The organism is Hymenobacter agri, assembly GCF_054778495.1.
Genome location: NZ_BAAGZM010001244.1, coordinates 1 through 603, shown reverse-complemented (window position 1 = coordinate 603; position 603 = coordinate 1). Strand labels below are relative to the sequence as shown.

At 64.2% G+C, this 603-nt stretch carries 1 pseudogene; it reads left to right on the top strand.

The window, feature by feature from the left end:
• Positions 1 to 603: pseudogene (locus ACYVDE_RS25575) on the top strand (hypothetical protein); the annotation flags it as partial.

Here is a 603-nt window from a genome sequence, read left to right as displayed (position 1 = left end):
GACAGCAGCGGCGCCCTGCGGCCCGATTCGCTGCTGGTGTGCTACCGGGTGCTGCCGCTGCGCCTTGCGGCGGCACGGTTTCGGCGGCCGCGCAGTTTGATGGACAGCATCGGATTTCGGCAGGAGGCCATGCGGATGGAGGATTTCTCGGTGAAGGAGCAGATTTTGAACACGCCGGGCATCAGCAAAACGGGCAACCTCTCGCGCGGGCTCAGCTTCGGCAATACCCAGAACGTGTTCGTGAACTCGGCCCTGAACCTGCAGCTGGAAGGCCAACTGGCCGAGAACATCCACCTCACGGCCGCGATTTCGGACCAGAACGTGCCCTTTCAGCCGGAGGGCAACACCCAGCAGCTGCAACAGTTCGACAAGATTTACATCACCCTCACCAACCCCATCTGGAACCTGACGGCCGGTGACGTGGTGCTGCGCAACAAGCCCGACTACTTCCTGCGCTACTACAAAAACATTCAGGGCGCGGCGGCGGAAGCCAATTTCGGGCCGCCTATCATCGGCCTGGCCGGTTACGGGGCCACCCAGGGCGTGCCCAACGCCACCTTCCTGAACGGCGTGGCTGGGCAGGTGCCGGGCGCGGGCCTGGCC